The 4,676-nt window shown below is 62.8% G+C and carries 6 protein-coding genes; 1 reads left to right on the forward strand and 5 read right to left on the reverse strand.

From position 1 onward, the window contains the following. Positions 1-408 (forward strand): methyl-accepting chemotaxis protein (locus V7080_RS24170; protein ID WP_334190931.1); only part of this gene is annotated, 408 nt, incomplete at its 5' end. On the opposite strand, the gene V7080_RS24175 is transcribed toward V7080_RS24170, so the two are convergent. From V7080_RS24175 to V7080_RS24195, 5 genes are all read right to left on the reverse strand, one after another. Further along, the gene (locus V7080_RS24175; RefSeq protein WP_334190932.1) at positions 383-958 is read right to left on the reverse strand and encodes a DUF4399 domain-containing protein; all 576 of its coding nucleotides are present in this window, start codon (positions 956-958) and stop codon (positions 383-385) included. The genes V7080_RS24170 and V7080_RS24175 overlap by 26 nt on opposite strands. Positions 959-1,090: 132 nt before the next feature. Next, positions 1,091-1,546: a response regulator gene (locus V7080_RS24180; RefSeq protein WP_334190933.1), complete on the reverse strand. Its 456-nt coding sequence runs from the start codon at positions 1,544-1,546 to the stop codon at positions 1,091-1,093. Further along, on the reverse strand, positions 1,543-2,169 hold the full coding sequence (locus V7080_RS24185; RefSeq protein WP_334190934.1) for a GAF domain-containing protein: 627 nt from the start codon (positions 2,167-2,169) through the stop codon (positions 1,543-1,545). The genes V7080_RS24180 and V7080_RS24185 overlap by 4 nt, the downstream gene beginning before the upstream one ends. Then, positions 2,142-3,308, reverse strand: coding sequence for a zinc-dependent alcohol dehydrogenase (locus V7080_RS24190; protein WP_334190935.1), 1,167 nt, complete (start codon positions 3,306-3,308; stop codon positions 2,142-2,144). The genes V7080_RS24185 and V7080_RS24190 overlap by 28 nt, the downstream gene beginning before the upstream one ends. Further along, positions 3,305-4,342 (reverse strand): SRPBCC family protein, encoded by a 1,038-nt coding sequence (locus tag V7080_RS24195; RefSeq protein WP_334190936.1) that lies wholly within the window; start codon positions 4,340-4,342, stop codon positions 3,305-3,307. The genes V7080_RS24190 and V7080_RS24195 overlap by 4 nt, the downstream gene beginning before the upstream one ends. Between the last annotated feature and the right edge of the window lie 334 nt (positions 4,343-4,676).

Consider the following 4,676-nt stretch of genomic DNA (forward strand, 5'->3'; position numbering starts at 1 on the left):
GTCGCCACCGAGGTGCGCAACCTCGCGCAACGCAGCGCGGCGGCGGCAAAGGAAATCAAGGCATTGATCGGTGAATCGGTGGAGAAAGTCGATGCCGGCAGCGCTCTGGTGGAACGCGCCGGCAGCACGATGGATGAAATCGTCGAGAGCGTGCGCCGGGTGGCGGACATCATGGAGGAGATCACCGCGGCGAGCCAGGAACAAAGCAGCGGCATCCAGCAGGTGAACCAGGCGATCGGACTGATGGACCAGGTGACCCAGCAGAATGCCGCCCTTGTGGAACAGGCCGCCGCAGCCGCGGAGGCGATGCGCGATCAGGCCGGCGGCCTGGCGCAGGCGGTCAATACATTTAAGATCGACCGCGATGCCGGGCGGACCGGAACTACTTCGGCATTACCTCGATCGTGATTTCCTTGCTGGCGATGTAATACGGCACATGGTTATGATCCGCAAATAGCAGGCGCAGCGTATGCTTGCCCGGGGGCAGATCGAGAACGGCTTCGGTTTCCCCCTTGCCGAAGTGCTTGTAACGCTGGTTCAGGTATTCCTCCGGCTTATCGAAGGGAATCGGCTTCTTGATGTCGGCCGGCATTGGCATGTCGATCAGGATATGGTGGTGGCCGGTGCCTTCGATCTTGCCCGCCGCAACCGGCGCAACGCCCATGCCGGTCACGGAAAACGCCACCCGGAACGGCGAGCGGACCTTGTCGCCATCCTTGATGTTCACGAAGTAGGCCACTTTCTCCGCGACCGGGAAAGGCCGGGTGCGCTCCATCGCGCTGATGCCGCTGATGACGGATTCGGTATTGACGGTGGTTTCCAGCGACTTCGACGGTACGGCTGCCTTGGCAGGCGGCGCGGGTGGCGCCTTCACCGGTTCCGCGGCCGTAGCGGCCATGGATACCGCAATCCCGGCGAACAGCGCCGCCGTGTATGACAGAACAGACTGGACAGGCATTTTTCTCTCTTCCTTCTTTTTCAGAATCGGTGATCAGTGTTGCTGCGAGGATACCTGTTTTGGCGCAAGCGTTGTTGCCTCGCCGCTGCATGACAAACACGGGCCGCAGGGCAGCTGGCCGGAACCGCCTGGCTAAGCGACCGGCACCGATCGCACCGACTGCATTTCGGACAAGGTCTCCAGCAGGGCCCGCGCGCGAAACGGTTTGAGTATTACCCGCAACACCTGCCGCTGGTGCAATTCCCGCAGCAGCAATGCATCGCAATAGCCAAGCAGGACGGCAATCGGGATGTCGGCGGCGCTGGCCGTACCGCCATCACGGATGCGGTCAATCATCGTCAGGTCAACCTGGTCATAGCGCCGGTCGCCGAAATCCAGCGCGATCAACACGCCGTGGAAGGGACGTTCCCGCAACATGCGCGCGGCCACACCCTGGCTGGCGGCTTCATGAATGTCGGTCATACCGAGGTTGCGGGCGGTCAGCATGACGGTGCGCCGCAACAAGGCATCTTGCTCCAGCAACAGCATCGGCTTGCGCCGGACAACGCCTCCCTGCGCGGCAGGAAGCTGCAATCCGCTATCGGTCATGGCTGTCGTTCCTGATGCATGCCGGCCGGCTCGGTCAGTTCCTTGATGACCAGCTCGGTCAGGGTCGTCAATATGGCATGGTCGATATGGTCGAACCTGCGCGTGCGGCGGTCGAGCAGGCAAAGCGTACCGACCGCATGACCGGACGGCAGGATGAGCGGCATGCCGGCATAAAAGCGGATGAAGGGCTCGCCGGTGACAAGCGGGTTATCGATGAAGCGTTCATCGACGCGCGCATCCGGCACGATCAGCAACCCGGATTGCAGGATCGCGTGGCCGCAGAAGGACGTGCTGCGGGGCATTTCGCAGGCGGTCAGGCCGAACCGCGACTTGAACCATTGCCGGTCGCGGTCGACGAGCGAAATGAGTGCAATCGGCACTTCGAATTCATGGGCGGCAAATTCGACGATGCGGTCGAAGCGCTGGTCAGGCGGCGTATCGAGGATCAGCAGCGCATGCAGCGCGGCCAGCCGCTCGTCGTCGTTGTCGGGAATGGGGGCGGAAAGCATGGAACTCCTGGCGACCGGCGAATCCGGCACATCCACGTTCAACGGCAGATTTCCGCCCGACTTGAGGGGCAGCAGCGCCCCGGTCTTCAGGGTTTCAGCACCACCTTGATGCACTCATCCTGCTTGTTCTTGAAAATGTCGTAGCCGTAAGGGGCCTCGTCCAGCGGCAGCGTGTGCGTGATAATGCAGGTCGTGTCGAAGTCGCCGTTGCGGATGCGCTCCAGCAGCGGATGCAGGTAGCGCTGCACATGCGTCTGCCCGGTCTTGATGGTCAGCGACCGGTTCATCACCGAACCGATCGGAAACTTGTCGATGAAACCGCCATACACGCCGGGGATCGATACATGGCCGCCGTTGCGGCAGGCCATCAGCGCCTCGCGCAGCACGATCGGGCGGTCGGATTCCAGGCGCACCGCCTGTTTCATGCGGTCGTAGGCCGCCACCGGGCCGAGGCCATGCGCTTCCATGCCGACGGCATCGATGCAGGCATCCGGACCGCGGCCGCCGGTCATCTGTTTCAGCGCTTCCAGCACGCTGACTTCTTCGTAATCGAGCGTTTCGGCCTTGAGCTGGCGCGCCAGCCGCAGGCGCTCCGGGAACCGGTCGATGGCAATCACCCGTTCGGCGCCCAGCAGGAAAGCGCTCTGGATGGCGAACAAGCCCACCGGCCCGCAGCCCCAGATCGCCACGACGTCACCCTGCCTGATGTTGCAGTTTTCCGCCGCCATCCAGCCGGTCGGCAGGATATCGGACAGAAACAGCACCTGCTCGTCGGTCATGCCATCGGGGACCTTGATCGGGCCGACATCGGCATAGGGCACCCGCGCATACTCGGCCTGGCCGCCGGCATAGCCGCCGGTGAGGTGCGAGTAGCCGAAAATGCCGGCCGGCGAATGTCCCCACATTTTCTCCGCCATCCAGGCGTTCGGGTTCGAGTTCTCGCATACCGAGTACAGCTTCTCGGAACAGAAATAGCAGTTGCCGCAAGCGATCGGAAAAGGCACGACCACGCGGTCGCCGATCTTCAGATTCTTGACCTCGCCGCCGAGGGCGACGATTTCGCCCATGAACTCATGTCCGAGAATGTCGCCTTTTTCCATCGTCGGCACGAAACCGTCCAGGAGGTGCAGGTCCGAGCCGCAGATCGCGGTCGACGTGATCTTCACGATGGCATCACGCGGATTGATGATTTCGGGGTCGGGGACGTTCTGAATACGCACGTCGTTCTTGCCCATCCAGCAATTCGCTTTCATCCCGGCTCTCCTTTTCTGAATACCAGGCGGCTCATCATGCTGCGCGGACCGGACGGCTGGCCGATATTGGTCGGGATCTCGCCGGTTTCGATGAGCCACTTGAAACGGCGCAGGTCGTCATCGATCTGCTGTGCCGGCTCCTCGCCCAGCACCTTCGCAACCAGCGCGCCCATTCTTCCGGCGGGCGGGCTGTATTGCAGGTCCACATGGACGACGGTGCCGCGGCCGCCGGGCGCGCGCTCAAAGCTGACGGTGCCGGCGTTGTCGACATCGGCATCCGCAACCGAACGCCAGGCCAGCAATTGCCCCGGCTGGTCGATCGTCACTTCGGCGTCCCATTCGACGCTGGCGCCGAGCGGCGCCTTGGCTTTCCAGTGCGAACGATTCCCCTCCAGCACCCGCACCTCCTCCAGGTGTTTCATGAAGCGCGGGAAATTGTCGAATTCACGCCAGAAGCGATAACACTCGTCGGCCGACTTGTTGACGGTGATCGACTTCTGCACATGCACGGTGTTGCGGGTGTTCTGCAACGCGCTCGTCGGTGCGCTATAGATTTGCGTCTGCTGCACGCTCGACAGGATATCCAGTACCGCGACGCCCGCCACCGCGGCGCACGCGAGTGCAACCTTGCTGCGATCGTCGGCGCCGGAGCGGCGTACCGCCATGCCCAGCAGGGTCAGGTCCATCGCATCGCCGGCCACCCGGCTCCAGAGCCAGTTGGTCGGTTGCCGCTGGGTCAGGATACCGACGCCGCTGGCAATCTCGCGCAGCCCGAGGGCACGGAATAGCATCGGCCGGTCAGTTACGCCGATGGCGCGCGACATCGTCCGCGGCGCAAGCAACTGCACCGTGCCGAGCCCGATACTCAACCAGCCGAGGGCCTTCGCCAGCTGCTGGCTGCGGTCTGCGCCGACCGTCCTGTATTGCTGCGTCGTGCCGTAGTGCAGGATAGGTCGGGAATCGTTGAACTGGGAAAGTGGGTGAAGATGCCGCGATACCTCCGGCATCCCCGTGCCTGATTGTTGACTTTGCATGGTTTTCCTCCGTTACGCTAGCCGTGCCCTGTTGCATGCGTTCGGGCTAACGAATGCTTACGCTGATCTGACCGGCCCAACGCTGCAGGCGGTCAATAAAAAAAGTTAGTCAAAATATATGGGACGGTAGTTCCCCGCTATTTCCCGGCTATTTGGGGAAGGCAAGGAACAGGAAAGGCGCCGCGTGTCGGCGCGGCGCGGAGGGAGGATGGCGGCTAGAGCGCTTTCGGCCTGACTGTGCCAGACGAGGCCGAGATGATTTGCCTGCGGAACAAGGGTGGAGCGGGGCACTCGGGCAGCATGCTGCCCGCCCGCGACACGGCATCCGCGTGCA

Source organism: Noviherbaspirillum sp. (genome assembly GCF_036846085.1).
Taxonomy (GTDB): Bacteria; Pseudomonadota; Gammaproteobacteria; order Burkholderiales; family Burkholderiaceae_D; genus Noviherbaspirillum.

Bases quoted from the DNA above. Each gene is read 5' to 3' on its own strand.
- V7080_RS24180 (WP_334190933.1), bottom strand. From the start codon at position 1,546: ATGACCGATAGCGGATTGCAGCTTCCTGCCGCGCAGGGAGGCGTTGTC.
- V7080_RS24190 (WP_334190935.1), bottom strand. From the start codon at position 3,308: ATGAAAGCGAATTGCTGGATGGGCAAGAACGACGTGCGTATTCAGAAC.
- V7080_RS24195 (WP_334190936.1), bottom strand. From the start codon at position 4,342: ATGCAAAGTCAACAATCAGGCACGGGGATGCCGGAGGTATCGCGGCAT.
- V7080_RS24175 (WP_334190932.1), bottom strand. From the start codon at position 958: ATGCCTGTCCAGTCTGTTCTGTCATACACGGCGGCGCTGTTCGCCGGG.